The organism is Streptomyces diacarni, assembly GCF_003323715.1.
Lineage (GTDB): Bacteria > Actinomycetota > Actinomycetes > Streptomycetales > Streptomycetaceae > Streptomyces > Streptomyces diacarni.
This window is the reverse complement of the sequence record NZ_QOIN01000047.1, coordinates 361,059-383,573: the sequence shown is the minus strand read 5'-3', so window position 1 is coordinate 383,573 and position 22,515 is coordinate 361,059. Positions and strand designations below refer to the sequence as shown.

The 22,515-nt window shown below is 68.1% G+C and carries 17 protein-coding genes; 11 read left to right on the top strand and 6 right to left on the bottom strand.

Features of this window, described 5'->3' with window-relative positions; genetic code table 11:
* Positions 1 to 244: 244 nt before the first annotated feature.
* The 7 genes from rpoB (at position 245) to tuf (ending at position 13,263) form a co-directional block, all read left to right on the top strand.
* On the top strand, positions 245 to 3,727 hold the full coding sequence (rpoB, locus tag DTL70_RS20960; protein WP_114023498.1) for a DNA-directed RNA polymerase subunit beta: 3,483 nt from the start codon (positions 245 to 247) through the stop codon (positions 3,725 to 3,727).
* Between the two features lie 117 nt (positions 3,728 to 3,844).
* Positions 3,845 to 7,759: a DNA-directed RNA polymerase subunit beta' gene (locus DTL70_RS20955; RefSeq protein ID WP_114023497.1), complete on the top strand. Its 3,915-nt coding sequence runs from the start codon at positions 3,845 to 3,847 to the stop codon at positions 7,757 to 7,759.
* A gap of 223 nt (positions 7,760 to 7,982) precedes the next feature.
* Complete coding sequence (locus DTL70_RS20950) at positions 7,983 to 8,450, top strand: DUF1707 and DUF4190 domain-containing protein (protein ID WP_114023683.1); 468 nt, start codon at positions 7,983 to 7,985, stop codon at positions 8,448 to 8,450.
* A gap of 355 nt (positions 8,451 to 8,805) precedes the next feature.
* Entirely contained in the window at positions 8,806 to 9,177 is a 372-nt protein-coding gene (rpsL, locus tag DTL70_RS20945) for a 30S ribosomal protein S12 (protein WP_003948652.1), read from the top strand.
* Positions 9,178 to 9,179: 2 nt separating this feature from the next.
* Entirely contained in the window at positions 9,180 to 9,650 is a 471-nt protein-coding gene (gene rpsG / locus DTL70_RS20940; RefSeq protein WP_114023496.1) for a 30S ribosomal protein S7, read from the top strand.
* Between the two features lie 39 nt (positions 9,651 to 9,689).
* On the top strand, positions 9,690 to 11,813 hold the full coding sequence (fusA, locus tag DTL70_RS20935; protein WP_114023495.1) for an elongation factor G: 2,124 nt from the start codon (positions 9,690 to 9,692) through the stop codon (positions 11,811 to 11,813).
* Between the two features lie 256 nt (positions 11,814 to 12,069).
* Entirely contained in the window at positions 12,070 to 13,263 is a 1,194-nt protein-coding gene (tuf, locus tag DTL70_RS20930; protein WP_114023494.1) for an elongation factor Tu, read from the top strand.
* Positions 13,264 to 13,375: 112 nt separating this feature from the next.
* Here tuf and DTL70_RS20925 read toward each other — a convergent pair whose 3' ends face one another.
* The gene (locus DTL70_RS20925) at positions 13,376 to 15,229 is read right to left on the bottom strand and encodes a coagulation factor 5/8 type domain-containing protein (RefSeq protein ID WP_114023493.1); all 1,854 of its coding nucleotides are present in this window, start codon (positions 15,227 to 15,229) and stop codon (positions 13,376 to 13,378) included.
* A gap of 442 nt (positions 15,230 to 15,671) precedes the next feature.
* Here DTL70_RS20925 and panD point away from each other — a divergent pair, with 442 nt between their 5' ends.
* Together panD and DTL70_RS20915 are read left to right on the top strand one after the other, a co-directional pair.
* Positions 15,672 to 16,097, top strand: a complete 426-nt coding sequence (gene panD / locus DTL70_RS20920) for an aspartate 1-decarboxylase (RefSeq protein WP_114023492.1) — start codon at positions 15,672 to 15,674, stop codon at positions 16,095 to 16,097.
* A gap of 151 nt (positions 16,098 to 16,248) precedes the next feature.
* Positions 16,249 to 16,665 (top strand): PPOX class F420-dependent oxidoreductase, encoded by a 417-nt coding sequence (locus tag DTL70_RS20915; protein WP_114023491.1) that lies wholly within the window; start codon positions 16,249 to 16,251, stop codon positions 16,663 to 16,665.
* 118 nt (positions 16,666 to 16,783) lie between these two features.
* On the opposite strand, the gene DTL70_RS20910 is transcribed toward DTL70_RS20915, so the two are convergent.
* A complete protein-coding gene (locus DTL70_RS20910; protein WP_114023490.1) occupies positions 16,784 to 18,310 on the bottom strand; it encodes an FG-GAP-like repeat-containing protein in 1,527 nt (508 codons plus the stop codon).
* 102 nt (positions 18,311 to 18,412) lie between these two features.
* Entirely contained in the window at positions 18,413 to 18,886 is a 474-nt protein-coding gene (locus DTL70_RS20905; RefSeq protein ID WP_114023489.1) for an ATP-binding protein, read from the bottom strand.
* 190 nt (positions 18,887 to 19,076) lie between these two features.
* Here DTL70_RS20905 and DTL70_RS20900 point away from each other — a divergent pair, with 190 nt between their 5' ends.
* The gene (locus DTL70_RS20900) at positions 19,077 to 19,928 is read left to right on the top strand and encodes a helix-turn-helix domain-containing protein (RefSeq protein ID WP_114023488.1); all 852 of its coding nucleotides are present in this window, start codon (positions 19,077 to 19,079) and stop codon (positions 19,926 to 19,928) included.
* Entirely contained in the window at positions 19,925 to 20,128 is a 204-nt protein-coding gene (locus tag DTL70_RS20895) for a DUF397 domain-containing protein (RefSeq protein WP_114023487.1), read from the top strand. The genes DTL70_RS20900 and DTL70_RS20895 overlap by 4 nt, the downstream gene beginning before the upstream one ends.
* Before the next feature lie 10 nt (positions 20,129 to 20,138).
* Here the strand turns inward: DTL70_RS20895 and DTL70_RS20890 are convergent, their stop codons facing one another.
* From DTL70_RS20890 to DTL70_RS20880, 3 genes are all read right to left on the bottom strand, one after another.
* Complete coding sequence (locus DTL70_RS20890; protein ID WP_114023486.1) at positions 20,139 to 21,266, bottom strand: hypothetical protein; 1,128 nt, start codon at positions 21,264 to 21,266, stop codon at positions 20,139 to 20,141.
* Positions 21,263 to 21,511 carry a hypothetical protein gene (locus DTL70_RS20885; RefSeq protein WP_114023485.1) on the bottom strand — a complete coding sequence of 83 codons (249 nt, stop codon included), beginning with the start codon at positions 21,509 to 21,511 and terminating at the stop codon, positions 21,263 to 21,265. The genes DTL70_RS20890 and DTL70_RS20885 overlap by 4 nt, the downstream gene beginning before the upstream one ends.
* Positions 21,512 to 21,932: 421 nt before the next feature.
* A complete protein-coding gene (locus tag DTL70_RS20880; protein WP_114023484.1) occupies positions 21,933 to 22,454 on the bottom strand; it encodes a riboflavin biosynthesis intermediates N-glycosidase in 522 nt (173 codons plus the stop codon).
* Between the last annotated feature and the right edge of the window lie 61 nt (positions 22,455 to 22,515).

The following is a 22,515-nucleotide window of genomic DNA, read 5'->3' as shown; positions in this document are numbered from 1 at the left end:
CAGCACCGCAGCCGAGCACATCCGTCCCGGCGAATCGAGGCCGCCGGGGGCGGGGGCGGAACGAGAAGAACAATCAACAGGAGGTGGAGACCGGGGCGTGAGCCGGTTTCCTGTCATCCGTATTGGACATCAGTGGGTCATGTGGCTACACTGACCCTTTGCGCTGCCTATTAGCTGCCCCCTGCCCGTCACCAGGGGTGCCGGTATGCGTGTAGAGAGTCCGAGCCCTCGGAAGGACCCCCTCTTGGCCGCCTCGCGCACTGCCTCGACTGCCAATTCGAACAACGGCGCCAGCACTGCCCCGCTGCGTATCTCTTTTGCGAAGATCAAGGAACCGCTGGAGGTTCCGAACCTTCTCGCGCTCCAGACCGAGAGCTTCGACTGGCTGCTCGGCAACGACGCCTGGAAGGGACGCGTCGAGGCTGCGCTGGACAGTGGACAGGATGTTCCCACCAAGTCCGGTCTGGAGGAGATCTTCGAGGAGATCTCCCCGATCGAGGACTTCTCCGGCTCGATGTCGCTGACGTTCCGCGACCACCGCTTCGAGCCCCCGAAGAACTCCATCGACGAGTGCAAGGAGCGCGACTTCACGTACGCCGCGCCGCTCTTCGTCACGGCGGAGTTCACCAACAACGAAACCGGTGAGATCAAGTCCCAGACGGTCTTCATGGGCGACTTCCCGCTCATGACCGACAAGGGCACCTTCGTGATCAACGGCACCGAGCGTGTCGTCGTCACGCAGCTCGTCCGCTCGCCGGGCGCCTACTTCGACAGCTCCATCGACAAGACGTCCGACAAGGACATCTACTCCGCCAAGATCATCCCGTCCCGGGGTGCCTGGCTGGAGATGGAGGTCGACAAGCGCGACATGGTCGGTGTGCGCATCGACCGCAAGCGCAAGCAGTCCGTCACCGTGCTGCTCAAGGCGCTCGGGTGGACGAACGAGCAGATTCTCGAGGAGTTCGGCCAGTACGAGTCGATGCGCGCCACCCTGGAGAAGGACCACACCCAGGGCCAGGACGACGCGCTGCTCGACATCTACCGCAAGCTGCGTCCTGGCGAGCCGCCGACGCGCGAGGCCGCGCAGACGCTGCTGGAGAACCTCTACTTCAACCCGAAGCGCTACGACCTGGCCAAGGTCGGCCGGTACAAGATCAACAAGAAGCTCGGTGGCGAGGAGCCGCTGAACTCCGGCGTGCTCACCAGCGCCGACATCATCGCCACGATCAAGTACCTGGTGAAGCTGCACGCCGGTGAGACCGAGTCGACCTCCGCCGAGGGCGACACGATCATCATCGAGACCGATGACATCGACCACTTCGGCAACCGCCGTCTGCGCAACGTCGGTGAGCTGATCCAAAACCAGGTCCGTACGGGTCTCGCCCGTATGGAGCGTGTCGTCCGCGAGCGGATGACCACGCAGGACGTCGAGGCGATCACGCCGCAGACGCTGATCAACATCCGGCCGGTCGTCGCCTCCATCAAGGAGTTCTTCGGCACGAGCCAGCTGTCGCAGTTCATGGACCAGACGAACCCGATCTCGGGTCTCACCCACAAGCGCCGCCTCAACGCGCTGGGTCCGGGTGGTCTGAGCCGTGAGCGGGCCGGCTTCGAGGTCCGCGACGTGCACCCCTCGCACTACGGCCGGATGTGCCCGATCGAGACGCCGGAAGGCCCGAACATCGGTCTGATCGGCTCGCTCGCCTCCTACGGCCGCGTGAACGCGTTCGGCTTCGTCGAGACGCCGTACCGCAAGGTGGTCGGCGGTGTCGTCAGCGATGAGGCGCACTACCTCACCGCCGACGAGGAGGACCGCTTCGTGATCGCCCAGGCGAACGCGCCCCTCACCGAGGAGATGCGCTTCGCCGAGGACCGGGTCCTCGTCCGCCGCCGTGGCGGCGAGGTCGACCTGATCCCGGGTGACGAGGTGGACTACATGGACGTCTCGCCGCGCCAGATGGTGTCGGTGGCGACGGCCATGATCCCCTTCCTGGAGCACGACGACGCCAACCGCGCCCTGATGGGCTCGAACATGATGCGGCAGGCCGTGCCGCTCATCAAGGCCGAGTCGCCGCTGGTGGGCACCGGCATGGAGTACCGCTGCGCGGTCGACGCCGGTGACGTCATCAAGGCGGAGAAGGACGGTGTCGTCCAGGAGGTCTCCGCCGACTACGTCACGGTGGCCAACGACGACGGCACCTACACCACCTACCGCGTCGCCAAGTTCACCCGCTCCAACCAGGGCACCTCCTTCAACCAGAAGGTGCTGGTGGACGAGGGCGCCCGCGTCATCGAGGGGCAGGTGCTGGCCGACGGCCCGTCCACCGACGAGGGTGAGATGGCGCTCGGCAAGAACCTGCTCGTGGCGTTCATGCCGTGGGAGGGCTACAACTACGAGGACGCGATCATCCTCAGCCAGCGGCTGGTGCAGGACGACGTCCTCTCCTCGATCCACATCGAGGAGCACGAGGTCGACGCCCGTGACACCAAGCTGGGCCCCGAGGAGATCACCCGGGACATCCCGAACGTCTCCGAGGAGGTCCTGGCCGACCTCGACGAGCGCGGCATCATCCGCATCGGTGCCGAGGTCGAGGCGGGCGACATCCTCGTCGGCAAGGTCACCCCGAAGGGTGAGACCGAGCTGACCCCCGAGGAGCGGCTGCTGCGCGCGATCTTCGGTGAGAAGGCGCGTGAGGTCCGTGACACCTCGCTGAAGGTGCCGCACGGCGAGACCGGCAAGGTCATCGGCGTCCGCGTCTTCGACCGCGAGGAGGGCGACGAGCTGCCTCCGGGCGTCAACCAGCTGGTGCGCGTCTACGTCGCGCAGAAGCGCAAGATCACCGACGGTGACAAGCTCGCGGGCCGGCACGGCAACAAGGGCGTCATCTCCAAGATCCTGCCGGTCGAGGACATGCCGTTCATGGAGGACGGCACCCCGGTCGACATCATCCTCAACCCGCTGGGTGTCCCCTCCCGGATGAACCCGGGCCAGGTCCTGGAGATCCACCTGGGCTGGCTGGCCTCCCAGGGCTGGAAGGTCGAGGGTTCCGAGGAGTGGATGGAGCGGCTGAAGGCGATCGGCGCGGACGAGGTGGCGCCGGACACCAATGTGGCGACGCCGGTCTTCGACGGCGCCCGTGAGGACGAGATCGCCGGTCTGTTCGAGTCCACGATGCCCAACCGCGACGGTGACCGCATGGTCCAGCCGTCCGGCAAGGCGCACCTGTTCGACGGCCGCTCCGGCGAGCCGTTCCCGGACCCGATCTCCGTCGGCTACATGTACATCCTCAAGCTGCACCACCTGGTCGACGACAAGCTGCACGCCCGCTCGACCGGTCCGTACAGCATGATCACCCAGCAGCCGCTGGGTGGTAAGGCCCAGTTCGGTGGCCAGCGCTTCGGTGAGATGGAGGTGTGGGCCCTGGAGGCGTACGGCGCCGCGTACGCGCTGCAGGAGCTGCTCACCATCAAGTCCGACGACGTCACCGGACGCGTGAAGGTCTACGAGGCCATCGTCAAGGGCGAGAACATCCCCGAGCCGGGTATCCCCGAGTCCTTCAAGGTGCTCATCAAGGAGATGCAGTCGCTCTGCCTCAACGTCGAGGTGCTGTCGTCGGACGGCATGTCGATCGAGATGCGCGACACCGACGAGGACGTCTTCCGCGCGGCGGAGGAGCTCGGAATCGACCTGTCCCGGCGCGAGCCGAGCAGCGTCGAAGAGGTCTGACGGAGTCGGCCGGGGCGCGCGCCCGCGTCCCGGCCCTCCCCGCGACCCCGTTCAGACCATGAACCTGCCCCTGTACCGCCGCGGCGGGGGGCACGACCCTGAGAGGGATTGACGAGAGTGCTCGACGTCAACTTCTTCGACGAACTGCGAATCGGCCTGGCCACCGCTGACGACATCCGTCAGTGGTCGCACGGCGAGGTCAAAAAGCCGGAGACCATCAACTACCGCACCCTCAAGCCCGAGAAGGACGGACTCTTCTGCGAGAAGATCTTCGGTCCCACCCGGGACTGGGAGTGCTACTGCGGCAAGTACAAGCGCGTCCGCTTCAAGGGCATCATCTGTGAGCGCTGCGGCGTCGAGGTGACCCGCGCCAAGGTGCGCCGTGAGCGGATGGGCCACATCGAGCTGGCCGCGCCCGTCACCCACATCTGGTACTTCAAGGGCGTGCCGTCCCGCCTGGGTTACCTGCTCGACCTGGCGCCGAAGGACCTGGAGAAGGTCATCTACTTCGCGGCGTACATGATCACGTACGTCGACGAGGAGCGCCGCACCCGCGACCTGCCCTCCCTGGAGGCGCACGTCGGCGTGGAGCGCCAGCAGATCGAGCAGCGCCGTGACGCCGACCTCGAGGCCCGCGCCAAGAAGCAGGAAGGCGACCTGGCCGAGCTGGAGGCCGAGGGCGCCAAGGCGGACGTGCGCCGCAAGGTGCGCGAGGGCGCCGAGCGCGAGATGAAGCAGATCCGCGACCGCGCCCAGCGCGAGATCGACCGCCTCGACGAGGTGTGGAGCCGCTTCAAGAACCTCAAGGTCCAGGACCTGGAGGGGGACGAGCTGCTCTACCGCGAGCTGCGCGACCGCTTCGGGACCTACTTCGACGGCTCCATGGGCGCCGCTGCCCTGCAGAAGCGCCTGGAGACCTTCGACCTGGACGAGGAGGCGGAGCGGCTCCGTGAGGTGATCCGCACCGGCAAGGGCCAGAAGAAGACCCGTGCCCTCAAGCGGCTCAAGGTCGTCTCCGCGTTCCTGCAGACCAGCAACAGCCCCAAGGGCATGGTGCTGGACTGCGTGCCGGTCATCCCGCCGGACCTGCGTCCGATGGTGCAGCTGGACGGTGGCCGCTTCGCGACCTCCGACCTGAACGACCTGTACCGCCGCGTCATCAACCGCAACAACCGGCTGAAGCGTCTGCTCGACCTCGGTGCGCCCGAGATCATCGTGAACAACGAGAAGCGGATGCTCCAGGAGGCCGTCGACGCGCTGTTCGACAACGGCCGGCGCGGCCGTCCGGTCACCGGGCCCGGCAACCGTCCACTCAAGTCGCTGTCCGACATGCTCAAGGGCAAGCAGGGCCGCTTCCGCCAGAACCTGCTCGGCAAGCGTGTCGACTACTCGGCGCGTTCGGTCATCGTCGTCGGCCCGCAGCTCAAGCTGCACCAGTGCGGTCTGCCGAAGGCGATGGCGCTGGAGCTGTTCAAGCCGTTCGTGATGAAGCGCCTGGTGGACCTGAACCACGCGCAGAACATCAAGAGCGCCAAGCGGATGGTCGAGCGCGGCCGCACGGTCGTCTACGACGTGCTGGAAGAGGTCATCGCGGAGCACCCGGTTCTGCTGAACCGTGCGCCGACGCTGCACCGCCTGGGCATCCAGGCCTTCGAGCCGCAGCTGGTCGAGGGCAAGGCCATTCAGATCCACCCGCTCGTGTGCACCGCGTTCAACGCGGACTTCGACGGTGACCAGATGGCCGTGCACCTGCCGCTGTCCGCGGAGGCGCAGGCCGAGGCCCGCATCCTGATGCTGTCCTCGAACAACATCCTCAAGCCGGCCGACGGCCGTCCCGTGACGATGCCGACGCAGGACATGGTCCTGGGTCTGTTCTTCCTCACCACGGACGAGGAGCAGCGCGTCACCAAGGGCGACGGGCGGTCGTTCAACTCGACCGCGGAAGCGGTCATGGCGTTCGACGCCGGGGAGCTGTCGCTCCAGGCGAAGATCGACATCCGGTTCCCGGTCGGCACCACCCCGCCGCTGGGCTGGACGCCGCCGGTGCCCGAGGAGGGCGCCGAGGGCGAGTTCGCCGCCGAGTGGCAGCCGGGCGACCCGTTCCGGCTGCACACCACCCTGGGCCGCGCGCTCTTCAACGAGCTGCTGCCCGAGGAGTACCCGTACGTCGAGTACACGGTGGGCAAGAAGCAGCTCTCCCAGATCGTCAACGACCTGGCGGAGCGCTACCCGAAGGTGACGGTCGCCGCGGCGCTGGACAACCTGAAGTCGGCCGGTTACTTCTGGGCGACCCGTTCGGGTGTGACGATCGCGATCTCGGACGTCGTCGTCCCGGACGCCAAGCCGGAGATCATCGCCGGTTACGAGGCGCAGGACGAGAAGGTCCAGAAGCAGTACGAGCGCGGTCTGATCACCAAGGACGAGCGCACGCAGGAGCTCATCGCGATCTGGACCAAGGCGACGAACGACGTCTCCGAGGCGATGAACGAGAACTTCCCGAAGACGAACCCGATCTTCATGATGGTGGACTCGGGCGCCCGAGGGAACATGATGCAGATGCGTCAGATCGCGGGTATGCGCGGTCTGGTGTCGAACGCGAAGAACGAGACCATCCCGCGGCCCATCAAGGCGTCGTTCCGCGAGGGTCTCTCCGTGCTGGAGTACTTCATCTCCACGCACGGTGCCCGTAAGGGTCTCGCGGACACCGCCCTGCGTACCGCGGACTCGGGTTACCTCACCCGTCGTCTGGTCGACGTCTCGCAGGACGTGATCATCCGCGAGGAGGACTGCGGCACCGAGCGCGGCCTCAAGCTGTCGATCGCCTCCAAGGGCGCCGACGGCGTGCTGCGCAAGGCGGAGGACGCCGAGACCAGCGTGTACGCGCGCTGCCTCGCCGAGGACATCGTCGTCGACGGCATGGTGCTGGCCCCGGCCGGCACCGACCTGGGCGACGTGCTCATCGACGAGCTGGTCAGGCACGGTGTGGAGACCGTCAAGACGCGGTCCATCCTCACCTGCGAGTCCCAGGTGGGCACCTGTGCCATGTGCTACGGCCGCTCGCTGGCCACCGGCAAGCTGGTGGACATCGGCGAGGCCGTCGGCATCATCGCGGCCCAGTCGATCGGTGAGCCCGGCACCCAGCTGACGATGCGTACCTTCCACACCGGTGGTGTGGCGGGTGACGACATCACCCAGGGTCTGCCGCGTGTCGTCGAGCTGTTCGAGGCCCGTACGCCCAAGGGCGTGGCGCCGATCTCCGAGTCGGCGGGCCGCTGCCGCATCGAGGAGACGGAGAAGACCAAGAAGGTCGTCGTCACCCCGGACGACGGTTCGGACGAGACCTCCTACGCCGTCTCCAAGCGCGCCCGTCTGCTGGTGGGCGAGGGCGATCACGTCTCGGTCGGCCAGAAGCTGACCGTCGGCACGGAGAACCCGCACGACGTGCTCCGTATCCTCGGCCAGCGCGCGGTGCAGGTGCACCTGGTGGGCGAGGTCCAGAAGGTCTACAACTCGCAGGGTGTGTCGATCCACGACAAGCACATCGAGATCATCATCCGGCAGATGCTCCGCCGTGTGACGATCATCGAGTCGGGCGACGCCGAGCTGCTGCCCGGCGAGCTGGTGGAGCGCACCAAGTTCGAGGGCGAGAACCGGCGTGTGGTCCAGGAGAGCGGCTCCCCGGCCTCCGGCCGTCCGCAGCTGATGGGCATCACCAAGGCCTCGCTGGCCACGGAGTCCTGGCTGTCGGCGGCGTCCTTCCAGGAGACGACCAGGGTCCTGACCGACGCGGCGATCAACGCCAAGTCGGACTCCCTGATCGGCCTCAAGGAGAACGTCATCATCGGTAAGCTCATCCCGGCCGGTACGGGCCTGTCTCGCTACCGCAACATCCGGGTCGAGCCGACCGAGGAGGCGAAGGCCGCGATGTACTCGGCCGTCGGCTACGACGACATCGACTACTCGCCCTTCGGCACGGGCTCGGGCCAGGCGGTTCCGCTGGAGGACTACGACTACGGTCCGTACAGCGCGTAAGGCACGGGTCGGCCGCTGAGGCCGGCCGGGCGCGCACACGGGGCGGTCACCGACGACGGTGGCCGCCCCGTCGCCGTATCGGAGCGCGGGTGAACCGGTCACAGGCGGTCGGCGTCATGGATGATGGAGGGACTGCAAGCGAGCTGGGAGGTGGGGGCCAGTGGCGTTCGGACCGTGGAATCCCGAGGGCGTGCCGAGCCGGGGGGAGCAGCAGGTGGGTGCGATGCGCGCGTCGCACACGGACCGGGAACGGGCCATCGACGTGCTGAAGGCCGGTTTCAGTGAGGGCCGGCTGGGCCAGGCCGAGTACGAGCAGCGGCTGACGAGGGCCTCGCAGGCGCAGACGTACGCCGAGTTGCAGATGCTGCTGGCGGATCTGCCGCAGGGGCCTGTGCCGATGCCGCCCGTGCCGCAGCCGCCCCCGGCCTACCAGCCGGTGCCGCGTACCTTTCTGCCGGCCCCGCCGCCGAGGACCAACGGCATGGCCATCGGGGCGCTGGTGTGCGGCATCCTCACCCCGATGTACGGGGTCACGGCCCTGCCCGCGGTGATTCTGGGGCACCTGGCGAAGGCGCAGATCCGCAGGTCGGGGGAGGAGGGCTCCGGTTTCGCGACGGCGGGCCTGGTGCTGGGCTGGCTGGCCATCGGGTTCACGCTGGCGCTCATCCTCGCGGTGGTGGCCTCGGTCTGAGGCCTGCCGGGTCCCCTGCGGGGCCCGGTCCGGCACGCCGGGCGGGGTGTCGGGTGAGGCGCTCTTCTTCTCGCAGGTCGGGGAGGCTATGGTGGCCGGTCGCTGTTGTTTTGACCCAGGCCGATGAGGTAGGTACCCTCGTTCTCTGTGCCTGGGGTGTCCCCTGCGCAGTTGTCCTCCGCGAGAGCGGGCAAGGGCCGCGCGGCCGGTGACACCGGGATCTGCATGCTTCTCACCACGGAGAAGTCTTCCGCCTTCAACGCGGATCTGCAGTCTTCGACACACCCGACCTCGTGGGTCGGGGCGTGGCCCAGGTTAGCTTTACCGAGACTGGCACACAGAAACCGGAGAAACGGTGCCTACGATCCAGCAGCTGGTCCGCAAGGGCCGGCAGGACAAGGTCGAGAAGAACAAGACGCCCGCACTGGAGGGTTCGCCCCAGCGCCGCGGCGTCTGCACGCGTGTGTTCACGACCACCCCGAAGAAGCCGAACTCGGCCCTGCGCAAGGTCGCCCGTGTGCGCCTGACCAGCGGGATCGAGGTCACTGCCTACATTCCGGGTGAGGGCCACAACCTGCAGGAGCACTCGATCGTGCTCGTGCGCGGTGGCCGTGTGAAGGACCTGCCGGGTGTTCGCTACAAGATCATCCGCGGCTCCCTCGACACGCAGGGCGTCAAGAACCGCAAGCAGGCTCGCAGCCGCTACGGCGCCAAGAAGGAGAAGTAAGAATGCCTCGTAAGGGCCCTGCCCCGAAGCGCCCGGTCATCATCGACCCGGTCTACGGCTCTCCTCTGGTGACCTCCCTCATCAACAAGGTGCTGCTGAACGGCAAGCGCTCCACCGCCGAGCGCATCGTCTACGGCGCCATGGAGGGGCTGCGCGAGAAGACCGGCAACGACCCGGTCATCACCCTCAAGCGCGCGCTGGAGAACGTGAAGCCGACCCTCGAGGTCCGCTCCCGCCGCGTCGGTGGCGCCACCTACCAGGTTCCGGTCGAGGTCCGCCCCGGCCGTTCCTCCACGCTCGCGCTGCGCTGGATCGTGGGTTACTCCCGCGCCCGCCGCGAGAAGACCATGACCGAACGCATCATGAACGAGCTGCTCGACGCCTCGAACGGTCTCGGCGCCGCCGTCAAGAAGCGTGAGGACACGCACAAGATGGCCGAGTCCAACAAGGCCTTCGCGCACTACCGCTGGTAGTCGCTTTCCCCATCGAGACCGAGAGAAGACTGAAGCCTTATGGCTACCACTTCACTTGACCTGGCCAAGGTCCGCAACATCGGGATCATGGCCCACATCGACGCGGGCAAGACGACGACCACCGAGCGGATCCTCTTCTACACCGGTCGCAGCTACAAGATCGGTGAGGTCCACGACGGCGCTGCCACGATGGACTGGATGGCGCAGGAGCAGGAACGCGGCATCACCATCACGAGCGCCGCGACGACCACTCACTGGCCGCTCAACGGCGTCGACCACACCATCAACATCATCGACACCCCGGGCCACGTCGACTTCACCGTCGAGGTGGAGCGCGCGCTGCGCGTGCTCGACGGCGCGGTCACGGTGTTCGACGGTGTGGCGGGTGTGGAGCCGCAGTCGGAGACGGTCTGGCGGCAGGCCGACCGCTACGGCGTTCCGCGCATCTGCTTCGTCAACAAGCTCGACCGCACCGGCGCCGAGTTCCACCGCTGCGTCGACATGATCAGTGACCGCCTGGGCGCGGTGCCGCTGGTCATGCAGCTGCCGATCGGCACCGAGGCTGACTTCCGCGGCGTCGTCGACCTGGTGACGATGAAGGCCCTCGTCTGGTCCCCCGAGGCCAAGATGGGCGAGATGTACGACACCGTCGACATCCCGGACACCCACGCCGAGGCGGCCGACGAGTGGCGCGGCAAGCTGCTCGAGGCCGTCGCGGAGAACGACGAGGAGATGATGGAGCTGTACCTGGAGGGCGAGGAGCCTTCCGAGGAGCAGCTCACCGCGGCGATCCGCCGGGTCACGCTGGCCTCCACGGGCGCCGAGGGCACCATCACGGTGACCCCGGTGTTCTGCGGTACCGCGTTCAAGAACAAGGGCGTGCAGCCCCTGCTGGACGCGATCGCCCGTTACCTGCCGTCACCGCTGGATGTCGAGGCCATCGAGGGTCACAACCCGAAGGACTCCGACGAGGTCATCAAGCGTCGTCCGTCCGAGGACGAGCCGATGTCCGCGCTCGCCTTCAAGATCGCCAGTGACCCGCACCTGGGCAAGCTGACCTTCATCCGCGTCTACTCGGGCCGGATCCAGACCGGTTCCCAGGTGACGAACTCGATCAAGGGCCGCAAGGAGCGCATCGGCAAGATCTACCGGATGCACTCCAACAAGCGGGAGGAGATCGAGTCGGTGGGTGCCGGCGACATCGTCGCCGTCATGGGTCTCAAGCAGACCACCACCGGTGAGACGCTCTGCGACGCGGGCAACCCGGTCATCCTGGAGTCGATGGACTTCCCGGCCCCGGTCATCGAGGTCGCCATCGAGCCCAAGTCCAAGGGCGACCAGGAGAAGCTGGGTGTCGCCATTCAGCGGCTGGCCGAGGAGGACCCGTCCTTCCAGGTCAAGACCAACGAGGACACCGGCCAGACGATCATCTCGGGTATGGGCGAGCTGCACCTCGACGTGCTGGTCGACCGTATGAAGCGCGAGTTCAAGGTCGAGGCCAACGTCGGTAAGCCGCAGGTGGCCTACCGCGAGTCGCTCCGCAAGAAGGTCGACAAGGTCGATTACACCCACAAGAAGCAGACCGGTGGTTCCGGTCAGTTCGCGAAGGTGCAGATCTCTGTCGAGCCGCTTGAGGGCGACGGCTACGAGTTCGTCAACCAGGTCACCGGTGGCCGCATCCCGCGGGAGTACATCCCGTCCGTGGACGCGGGCTGCCAGGAGGCCATGGAGTTCGGCGTGCTGGCCGGCTACCCGCTGACCGGCGTCCGTGTGACGCTGCTCGACGGTGCCTTCCACGACGTCGACTCCTCCGAGATGGCGTTCAAGATCGCGGGTTCCATCGCGTTCAAGGAAGCCGCTCGGAAGGCGAGCCCGGCTCTGCTCGAGCCGCTGATGAAGGTCGAGGTGACCACGCCCGAGGACTACATGGGCGACGTCATCGGTGACATCAACTCGCGGCGCGGCCAGGTCCAGTCGATGGAGGAGCGCGGCAACGCGAAGCTCGTGACCGGCCTGGTACCGCTGTCGGAGATGTTCGGCTACGTCGGAGACCTGCGCAGCAAGACCTCCGGTCGTGCGACGTACTCCATGCAGTTCGACTCCTACGGTGAGGTTCCCAAGAACGTCGCCGAGGAGATCATCGCGAAGGCCAAGGGCGAGTAACGCACTCGCTCGGGGCGGGCAGGAGTTTCGAGCTCACCCCTTAGGCTGGAGCAAAGGCATTCGGGGCACTCCGGTACATAACCGCTCGGACCGCTTGGTCACTGTGCGGTCGTGCCGGAGGAGCCCCGTCCGCCGGCCCACCCAAGCGAACAGGTCAAGGGCATCCCCCTCGGGGTCCTGACCGGTTCGGTACGACCACCTGAGACCCTCCGCAAAGTGTGGAGGGTGTACAGCACCAGTCCACAGGAGGACCCCAGTGGCGAAGGCGAAGTTCGAGCGGACTAAGCCGCACGTCAACATCGGCACCATCGGTCACATCGACCACGGCAAGACCACTCTTACCGCGGCGATCACCAAGGTGCTGCACGACGCGTACCCCGAGCTCAACCAGGCCTCGGCGTTCGAGAACATCGACAAGGCGCCCGAGGAGCGCCAGCGCGGTATCACCATCTCCATCGCGCACGTCGAGTACCAGACGGAGAACCGTCACTACGCCCACGTCGACTGCCCGGGTCACGCGGACTACATCAAGAACATGATCACCGGTGCTGCCCAGATGGACGGCGCCATCCTCGTGGTCGCCGCCACCGACGGCCCGATGCCGCAGACCAAGGAGCACGTGCTCCTGGCCCGCCAGGTCGGCGTTCCGTACATCGTCGTCGCCCTGAACAAGGCCGACATGGTGGACGACGAGGAGATCATGGAGCTCGTCGAGCTCGAGGTCCGTGAGCTGCTCTCGGAGTACGAGTTCCCGGGCGACGAGGTTCCGGTCGTCAAGGTCTCCGCGCTCAAGGCGCTCGAGGGCGACAAGGAGTGGGGCGAGGCCATCGTCAAGCTCATGTCGGCCGTCGACGAGGCCATCCCGGCCCCGGAGCGCGACACCGACAAGCCGTTCCTGATGCCGATCGAGGACGTCTTCACCATCACGGGCCGCGGTACGGTCGTCACCGGCCGTATCGAGCGCGGTGTGCTGAAGGTCAACGAGAACGTCGACATCATCGGCATCAAGGACACCAAGACCTCGACCACGGTCACCGGCATCGAGATGTTCCGGAAGCTGCTGGACGAGGGCCAGGCCGGTGAGAACGTCGGTCTGCTGCTTCGCGGTATCAAGCGCGAGGACGTCGAGCGCGGCCAGGTCATCATCAAGCCGGGTTCGGTCACTCCGCACACCGAGTTCGAGGCGCAGGCCTACATCCTGTCGAAGGACGAGGGTGGCCGCCACACCCCGTTCTTCAACAACTACCGCCCGCAGTTCTACTTCCGCACCACCGACGTGACCGGCGTCGTGACCCTCCCCGAGGGCACCGAGATGGTCATGCCGGGCGACAACACCGAGATGAGCGTCCAGCTCATCCAGCCCGTCGCCATGGAAGAGGGCCTCAAGTTCGCCATCCGTGAGGGTGGCCGGACCGTGGGCGCCGGCCAGGTCACCAAGATCCTCAAGTGACCTCGCCGCGTTGAGCACCCCTCGCGGGGTGCTCGGCGCACGGCCTGAAAGAGGGCCCGTACGGCTTACCGCCGTACGGGCCCTCTTTCCGTGGGGGCGCCTGCCCGCGGGGTCAGGGGTAGGAGACCACCGTGGAAGGCGTCGTCGTGTCGCCCGAGGTGGGGGAGCCGATGTCGTTGATGACCCGCTCGTACTGGCCCTTGCCGCCGAGCGAGACGACCAGCAGGTCGTGGAAGGTCACCCCCGCGTGGTCCGGTGCCGCGAACCCGTGGTGCTGCACGATCGTCGGGTCGACGTTGTAGAAGCAGTAGCTGCCCAGGCCCCACCCCTCGTGCGCCGTCACCTCGTCGCCGACGCGGTAGGCCGCGAAGCCCTTGACCGAGCCGTTCTGGATGGCGGCCTGGTTCGGCGCGTCGTACGCCTTCTCGTTCTGGAAGAAGATCGTGCGCCCGCGCTCTCCGAACCACTGGACGTCGTACTTGTTGAAGTGCTCGACGAACAGGCCCGTGGCCAGTACGTCGTCGCCGTTCACGACGACGCCGTAGTCGGCCCGGTTGGTCTCCCAGCCGACCCCGTCCCCGTGGTCGGCCCGCCACACCCAGGTGTGGTCGATGATCGTGTGGCGGCTGTTGACGACGATGCTGGTGGTCGCCTTGCCCGGGCCAGCGCCGCCGATCCGCACGAACACGTCCTGGACGGTGATCGGATCCGCGGCATGGTCCGCGGAGGCCCCCTCGGGCCCCACCTCAAGCAGGGTCTCGGAGTTGTCGGGGCCCGCGTCGATGAGGAAACCGGCCAGCCGCACACCGTCGACGTCGGCCACCTCCACCGCCGCCGCGCCCCCCTCGGGGATGAGCGTGGCGTACCCGAGGCCGAGCACGACCGAGCCGGCACGCTCGACCTTGACCGGCTGGTCGAGGCGGTAGACGCCCGGTGTCAGCAGCAGGTGCAGCCCCTGTTCCAGCGCCTGGTTGAGGGTGGAGGCCGCATCCGAGGGCTTCGCCACGTAGAACTCCGACAGCGGCAGCGAGGTGCCGCGCGGTGTCCCGTTGCCCCAGGACACCCCGCGGGCGTCTGTCCGCTTCTCCGGCAGGAAGACCCGGTACTCCTCCCCGTCGAGGTAGAGGAACGGCTTCTCCCGGGACACCGGTGTGGTCTCCAGTGTGGTGTACGGCGGGTCGGGGAAGCTCTGCCCGGGCGCCCCCTCCACACCGGAGAAGACCATGTTCCACACCGCGTTCTGCCAGCCGCCGACCGCGCTGTCCCGGGTGTACCACTGCTGCTGCGAGTACGGCCCGACCTCGCCGTCGATCCGGCTGTCCGCGATGTAGCCGCCGCTCGCCCAGCCGTAGCCGTCGGGGGAGAGGTTCAGGCCGCCGCGTACGTGCATCCTGCGGAACGGCGCGGCCTGGGCGACGGCCCACCTGTCGGTTCCGCTGACGGGGACGAGCGCGAGGTTCTCGGCCGAACGCCAGAAGTTCTGAGTGGCGTTCCCGTCGAACCAGCCCGCGTCCACGGTGACGTCGCCGTTGATCGTCGTGTCGTCCGGGGACAGCCCGAGCCCCGCGATGGAGGTGTAGAAGCCGAGTTGGGCGTTGAGTCCGCTGTAGCTGCCCGGCTTGAACAGCAGCGCGTAGCGGCCCTCGCCGAACTGCGCCGACTCCTGCTGCGCGAAGATCTCGTCCAGCTTGGCCTGGATGCCGGCGGTCGAGGGATCGAAGACGATGACGTTGGGGCCGAGGTCGCCGCCGCCCGGCAGGTCCTTCGCGTCCCGCGTCGTGTCGCGGGCGGGGGCGGCCGACGCGGGTGCCGCCAGGCCGAGCAGAGCGGGCGCCGCGGCCGCGCCGACCGCCGCCGCGCCGACCGCGGCGGCGGTGAGGACGGTGCGGCGATTGGGCGTGCGGTGCTCCGGCTCGGGGGCGTCCGGGCCGGGGGAGGGGTCGGGGGACGGGGATGTGGGGGGCATGGGCGCTTCTCCTTGTTCATCAGGTGAACGATGTGGGGGCGATGAGTGCGCTCTTGCCGATGCATGCTTCAACGGTGTGAACCCGGCGTCAAGAGGTGCGACGCAAGCATGGCGTGTTCATGGCATGTTCGCCACGTCCCTCGCCAACTGGGCATTTACGCAACGTTGTTGCAGAACGCGGGCCGATCAGGGGGCGGGTGAGGAGGGGATGACCGCTGGGGCGGCCGCGAGGGCGGCGCGGAACGGGGCGCGGAACGGGCGCGGGCCCCTCGGAGCCGAGAGGGGCGCCTTCTCTTCATTTCCTGGAGACGCTGGTTACTTCCCGGAGACGCTGGTTGCTGCTCTCGACCTCCCTTCGGGGCCGCGTAGTAGTCTCGAGCGACCTGATGGAACGCCCTTGACCCGCGTGACGGGCAGGGAGCACACATTCCGGAGTGACGCGATGCTGCGCACCATGTTCAAGTCCAAGATCCACCGGGCCACGGTCACCCAGGCCGACCTGCACTACGTCGGCTCGGTGACCATCGACGCCGACCTGATGACGGCCGCCGACCTGCTGCCCGGCGAACTCGTCCACATCGTCGACATCACCAACGGCGCCCGCCTGGAGACCTACGTCATCGAAGGCGAGCGCTCCAGCGGCGTCCTCGGCATCAACGGAGCCGCTGCCCACCTCGTCCACCCCGGGGACCTGGTCATCGTGATCAGCTACGCCCAGGTGGACGACGCCGAGGCACGGGCACTGGCGCCCCGCGTGGTCCACGTGGACGCCGAGAACCGGGAAGTGGGCGTCGGGGCCGACGTGGGAGAGCCCGTGCCGGGCTCCCCCACCTCACGGGCTCCCCACGCGGTGACGGCTGCCGGGTAGCCGGCCCCACGGCGGCCGGATCCGCTGCGGCGGAGGAGAACGGGTGGTTCGCGGTTGACTTCACGTGCGGTTCACGTCCCAGTCTGGTGCCGACGTACCGATCCCGGTGCCCCCTCCGCCGCGACGCGGCCGGCCCGACAGGAGCTGATCAGTGCCCCTCACCGACGTCGAACGCACCTACCTGAACGGACAGATGCTCGGCCGCCTCGCGACGGTCGGCCCCGACGGCACCCCGCAGGCCCGTCCCCTCGGCTTCCGCCTCAACGGCGACGGCACCATCGACCTCGGCGGCCCGTGGCTCGCCCGCACGCAGCGCTACCGGAACGTGCTGCGCAACCCGCGGGTGAGCTTCGTCGTGGACGACCTGACCCCGAACGAGCCCGGCCAGGTCAAGCCCGGTATGGGCCGCGGTGTGGAGATCCGGGGCCTGGCCGAGGCCACACGGGCGGACATCCCGCCCGTGAACCCCGCCTGGCCCCAGGACATCATCCGCGTCCGCCCCACGCGGATCCTGAGCTGGCACATCGACCCGGACAACCCGGACGGTGACAGCCGGGACGTGCGCTGACCCGCGCCCCGCGCTTGTACCGGGGCCGGGGTGCCCCTGTCCGTGGCGCGCGGGCCGCGGGTGGGTGGCGGCTGGTCGCGCAGTTCCCCGCGCCCCTGCGCTGGCGCCGCGGGGCGCGTCAGTGGTCGAAGACCTCGCCGAAGCGCAGGCCGGCAGCGCCGGTGAAGCCGAAGTCGGTGGCGTCGAACGAGGCGACCCCTGACGTCGTCAGGCCCGACGAGGCGCCGCGCAGGACCCAGACCGCGCCCGCGTCCGTCACTGTCCCGATGTCCTCGCCCTCGGCCGCGGCGAACAGGTCCGCCCTGCCGTCGCCGTCGATGTCCGCGAGATGCACGCCGGAGCCGAAGCGGTCGCCGTCCTCCGCGGCACCGGGGACGCCGGTGGTCTCCTGGTGGAACAGCTGCGCCCCGGTGGCGGACACCCCGTCGGCTGAGCCCTTGAGGAGGACGACGGCGCCCGCGTCGGTGCCGCGTACGACCTCCGAGGGGACGCCCACGGCGATGTCCGCGTAACCGTCACCGGTCACGTCGCCCACGGACACATCGGCGCCGAAGCGGTCGCCGTCCTCGGCGGTGCCGGGGACCCCCGCGTCGGTCTGGTCGTAGCCGACGGGCTCCCGGCCGGTCCCCAGACCGCCCGGCGCGCCCCACCAGACGGTGACCGAGCCCGACCCGTCGCCACCCGCCTGCTCGCCGGTGACCAGGTCGGTCGCGCCGTCCTTGTCGATGTCGCCGGCCGCGACCGACCGCGTCGTCCCGGCGCCGCCGTCGGACAGGACGTCGTGGTGGTAGCCGATGTCGCCGGGACCGCCGCGGAACGTCGCCAGATAGTCGCCCCCGCCCCCGCCCGCCCCGTCGCCGCTCCCGCGCTTGCCGTACACGACGTAGTCGCTGTTGCCGTTACCCGAACCGCCCGAGAAGTGGCCCGCGGCGACACCGTCCAGCTGCACGTCATCGGGGAGGAAGTCGTCCTCCAAAGGCAGCGGCACGTCGCTGCCGTCCCCCTGGGGCGGCACCTCCGAGTACCACCAGAAGTGGCGCCCGCTGACGACCTGGAGCTGCGCGGTACCGTCCCCGTCGAGATCGCTGAAGGAAGCGCCCTCACCGAAGTTCCGGTCCTCGGCGGTGGGAGCGCCCAGCGCGATGCCGCCGCTCGTGAGCCCCTTGGCGCCGCCCCAGACGATCGAAAGGCTGCCGTCCGGCTTGCCGTCGACCTTCTCGTGCGGCGCGCCGACGATCAGATCGGCGTACCCGTCGTGGTTCACATCGCCGCTGGTGACGTTCTCCCCGAACTGGTCACCCGCCTCCGCCACCCCCGGCACACCGGCGGTGTCCTGCGTGACGCGCACCGAACGGGACGGGGAGACCCCGGACGCCGACCCGTACGTCACCACCACGGCCCCCGCCTTCCCGCCGGCCTCCGGCACGCCGATGGCCACGTCGGCGTAGCCGTCCCCGTTGAAGTCCTCGCGCGCGGTCTTCTCGTCCTGGGGGGAAGGGGTGGTGGCTGCCGCGGGCCCGGCTGCCGCGGGCTCGGCTGCCGCGGGCCCGGCTGCCGCGGGTCCGGCCGCCGCCAGGGGGACCACGAGACCGCCGGCCGCGAGAGCCGTCAGGGTCGCTGCTGTGACGAGTGTGCGCTGACGCATGCGGTGTCCTCTTCTGCTGACTGCTGAGGCCTGTTCCGACTGCGGACCCGGAGCTCCGAAGTCGAAGACCCAGACGGCCCGGAAGCGTCAAAGGTTGTGGCGTCAGGGGCAGTTGGTGCGCCGACCGTACGGGGCTTCCACGAGTCGGCGCGGGGGAGAAACGCCGACCAGGGCGACCTCCGCCCAGACCGTCTTGCAGGGAAACGGCCCGTGTGTGACGCCCCACCGCTCGGCCAGCGCTTCGACGAGGAGCAGGCCGCGCCCCGACTCCGCATCGGGGCCCACGGGCAGTGTCGCCAGGCGCGGGGCCCGCTCGCCCAGCGCGTCGGTCACTTCGATGCGGAGCGAGCCGGGCACAGGACAACTGGCCCTCAACCGGAAGCTGCGCCCCGGCACCCGCCCGTGCAGCGCCGCGTTGGCGGCCAGTTCACCGACGACATGCGCGGCGGTGTCCGTCGGCAACCCCCGCGAGGCCAACTCCGCGACGGTCAGTAGCCGCGCCAGGCGCGCCCCGCGCCGCGTGCAGGACAACAGGACGGTCAAGTGCATGCCGTCGGCGTGCGTCTCGTCACTCATGTCACCCAGCGTGATTGCGCGGGGACACGAGCGACAGTGTCGGCAGCTGAACGGCCGCCGTTTGTCCGGGTGCGGCAGCGAACAGTACGGGCAGTACGCCGTGACCAGGCCGCCTTTCCGCATTTTGTGACAGGGAGAAGCGCGGCGCGCCTACGGTGCTGCGCAACAGAATGCGAAAAGGCGGACGCGCATGACGGAGAACGGCAGCGACGAATGGGACGGACCCGACCCGGGGGACGACGAATCCAGCGCGGTGATGCGGGCGGTCAGCCGCCAGATCAGACTGTGGCGCGAGGCGGCGGACCTCACCCAGGCGGAGTTGGGCGCCGCCATCGGATACGGGGAGGAGATGATCTCCGCCGTCGAGCGGTGCAAACGGCTTCCGAAGCCGGAGTTCCTCGACAACGCCGACACGGTACTCGGCGCGGGCGGCAAGCTCTCCGCGATGAAGGAGGACGTCCAGCAGGCGCGATACCCGAAAAAGGTGCGGGACTTGGCCAAGTTGGAGGCCCAGGTGGTGGAGCGCGGCGCCTATGGCGACCACAACATCGACGGGCTCTTGCAGACGGAGGAGTACGCCCGAGCGCTGTTCGCGATGCGGCGCCCGGCGTACAGCGAGGAGGAGATCGATCGCCATGTGACAGCCCGCCTGGCTCGCCAAAGCATGTTCGAGCGACAGCCCGCGCCGACGCTTACCTTCGTGCAGGAAGAGGTGACGTTGCGGAGGCCGCTCGGCGGCCGGCCGGTGTTCCGGCGGCAACTTGAGCACCTTCTGGAGGTGGGGCGATGGCGGCACGTAGAGATTCAGGTGATGCCGACCGAGTGCGAAGAGCACGCGGGCATGGCAGGCGAGCACCGAGTGCTGAAGTTGCAGGACGGTAAGACGCTGGGACTCTCGGAGGCCCAGCTCACGAGCCGCCTGATTGCGGACCCCAAAGAGGTTCAGGTCCTCGAGATGAGGTATGGGATGATCCGATCGCAGGCGCTCAATCCCCGTGAGTCGTTGGCATTCATCGAGAAGCTGCTGGGAGAGACAGGATGACGAAGCGTGCCCCAGAGGCAGACACCGGTCTTGCTTGGATCAAGAGCAGCTACAGCAGTAACGACGGACCCGACTGCGTCGAGGTCGCGGCCGCGCCGGGGCGGGTGCACGTCCGTGACTCGAAGGACGTGACGGGTCCCGCGCTCGCCGTCGCCCCCGACGCCTGGTCGGCCTTCGTCACACACGCCGTCACACGCTGAGGCGACCCCGTCAGCCGTTCCCCGAGGGGGTGGGGCTGGGCGGGTTCCTCGGCGCCGGTGTGACCGGGCGCAACGGGGGCACAGAAGGGTCGGGTGGCCGCACCGGCTTCGCGGGCGTGGGGTTCACCTTCCAGGGGTCCTTGGGCAGAGCGGCGTTGAGGAACTCCTCGTTCCTGCTGGCCCACTCCGCCATCGGATTGCCGATTTGGGGTGTACGCCAGTTGCCTTCCTTCTGCCTCGTGCCCAGGTTCTGTTCCCACTGTTTGAGGTCGCTGCCCTGGTACAGCTGGGTGAGCATCGGCACGTTGTAGCGGATGCTGTACCGCTCGGGGCCTTTCCAGCCGTCCTCCGTGACCTTCGAGTACGCGCCCATGATGGCGGCGATGTACTGGATCGACCCCTCATCGGTGCTGAGCAGCTTCTCGCGCTCCGGAACGCTTCTGCGCGGCAGGTAGCCCCGGTCCTCGATCTGCTGGACGAGCGGGAAGTCGACATGGACCTTTCCCGGCCCGAACGACGCGTTCGGCACCGCCGTGCCGACCCCTGTTCCGGCGAGCATGTCGGCCGGAATGTGCTTCACGTTCTTCATGGCCTCCCAGGCGATGGCGGCGGCGATCGCCTGGGGGGAGACGTTCCACTTCCGGGCTTCCGCGATGATGCTTGCCCGGTGCACGTCTATCCAGCTCAACACCGCGTCCTCCTCGGGGGAGAACGGCGTACCGTCGGGGCGCAGCCGGCCGGCGCGGGGCAGCAGATTGGCTTCCGACAACTCTATGGAGAGCTTCGCCGGATCGGTGGGGGCAGGCTCGCCCGGCTGCGGTGTGGGCGTGGGCGACTCGGACAACTCCCAGAACGTGCCCTCGACGGTGCACAGTTTCGCGCCCGTCTTCGTCCGCTGCATGTGGTGCACCCGGCTCTGACGCGTCTGCAACTCCGACGCCTGGCTGCGGGCACGCTCGGCGAGCGTACGGATGCGCAACGCGGGCGACGGGTCGACGCGCATCCTGGTCAGCTCCTCCCACAGGTCCCCCGCGAGCTGTTCGAGCAGAAACGCGGCGCGGGCGTGGCCGCTCACCAGGGTGTCGAAGGCCGGCGTCTTGGCACCGGAGAAGTTGGGGTCGCCCGCGGGGAAACTCATGGCTTGCCCGGCATGGTCGCGAGCTTCGCCTGTGCGTCCTGCACGGCCTTGGTCAGCTGGGCCTGCAACGTGCGCTGGTCGGCACGTACGGCGTCATGGAAGCGCCGGGCGACAGGCCCGACCCACGCGTCGTCGTCCATGCTCCGGCACGACGCGTCCAGCGCGTGCCAGCAGTCGTCCGACAGGCGCTGTATGCGCTGCACAGTGCGTTGTGCCTCTTGATAGGCGTTATCGGTCATCTGCATCCCCCTCCTCCCGGAGGCTATGACGGTCGTACCTCGCCGTCATCCCTCACTGGTTCGACAGTGCCCCCAACTTTCGCGGTATGCGGCGTCGTTGGTCGTGCCGGTAGAGGGTCGGCCGGGCCGGGGGCCTCACCGTTCGGTGTAGCGCAGGCACGCGAGGGGTGCTGCCCCCTGAGCGTGCTCACCTTCTCGCCCCCGCCGGCAACGAGTCGCACGCTGCCCGGGATGCCGGCGACGCGGACGCCGTGCAGCGAGTGGGGCTCACGAAGTGAGGTGGGGAGTGGGGGGATCAAACCGCAAGGGCGAGGGCGTCTTCAGCGCCTCGGCCAGCTGGCGGAGCGCTTCATACCTCTCGGATTCGTCAGCGTCCATGCCGCATATGGTCCTGGATCGGCCACGGATATGCTGTGCGGTGCCGCGTTCACTCACCTGCAAGCGCTTCTCGGGCCTCCATGAGGGCGAATCCCAGCAGGTTGAGCCCTTGCCACGAGGCGGGTGACGATGCGCGTTCGTCCGTTCTGGCCAAACCGATGCCCCAGATCCGGTCGAGCGGACTCGCTTCGACCAGCACACGGTTTCGAGTTCTCAGCAGGAATTCCCGCATCTCTGCATCTGCCGAGAACTTGGCAATACTTCCGCGTAGTACAATTTCGTACCGATGCTTTTCCCAGGTGTATTCATCGAAGCCTTCAACCACTCGGCCAAGCTTCTTGGCCTCGCCAGGGTGGCGTGCTTCCAGGATGTTCTCAGCCGTCTCGTGGTCCTCGAACAGCCACGCCTTGTGGGCCATCATGTAGTGCTCTGACGAACGGAATGTGTACCCATCCGCCGAGAACGCACTTTCCCACCACTGGCTGAGGCACCCGCGTCCGACGCTGCCGTCAGTTTCCCGCCGGTTACCCCAGAAGAAGAGGAACCGTAGAGGGTGACCTGACCGCTCCATGGCCACGCTTTCTTCTACTGATCGCGGAAGAGTGATCGACGGGTTCAGGTGAGGCGTTGTC